The 534-nt window shown below is 71.3% G+C and carries 1 protein-coding gene; it reads right to left on the bottom strand.

Annotation, left to right across the window (positions count from 1 at the left end; translation table 11 throughout):
• Positions 1–133: 133 nt before the first annotated feature.
• On the bottom strand, positions 134–534 hold a 401-nt coding region (locus CCN72_RS37785; protein ID WP_208638213.1), incomplete at its 5' end, for a hypothetical protein.

Raw genomic sequence — 534 nt, 5'->3', positions numbered from 1 at the left:
GGAAGTGCTCTTCAGCAACCCGGGCCCCAACGACGCCCAGGTCCGCGTCTGGGCCAGCTGCCAGATCCCGCGCTTCTGACAGCGACGACGGGCGGGGCGCTCCTCCTTGCGGGGAGCGCCCCGCCCGTTTCCGTCACCCGCAGTCGACGTCCGTCGATCCCCCTTGCACGACGGGATCGGTACTCGTACCTCTGACCTGCAAAAGCCCCCCGCCCGGCCCCCAGTCCAACGTGTACGTGCCGCCGGCGACGGGACGGTACCCGTCATCGACCGTCCAGGACCCCGCCTCACCCAGCGCCAGGCCCGTACGCCCCACGGCGTACGCCTCGCCGTTCCCGATCACAAGAAACGACGTCTCCCGCACCACAGCCGTACACCCTCCCGGCCCCACGGGCCGCAGCACGTAGTACCTCGCATCCGAGACCAGGTCATCCACCGCCCCCCACACCGTGCCGAACACGGCGACGCCGATCAGCACCCGGCTTCCGACCCGCACCCACCTGCTCCGCGCGGAGCCCCCCACCCGGTGAAGCC

The organism is Streptomyces murinus (assembly GCF_002154555.1).
GTDB classification, from domain to species: domain Bacteria; phylum Actinomycetota; class Actinomycetes; order Streptomycetales; family Streptomycetaceae; genus Streptomyces; species Streptomyces murinus.
This window is presented reverse-complemented; position numbering and strand designations above follow the sequence as displayed.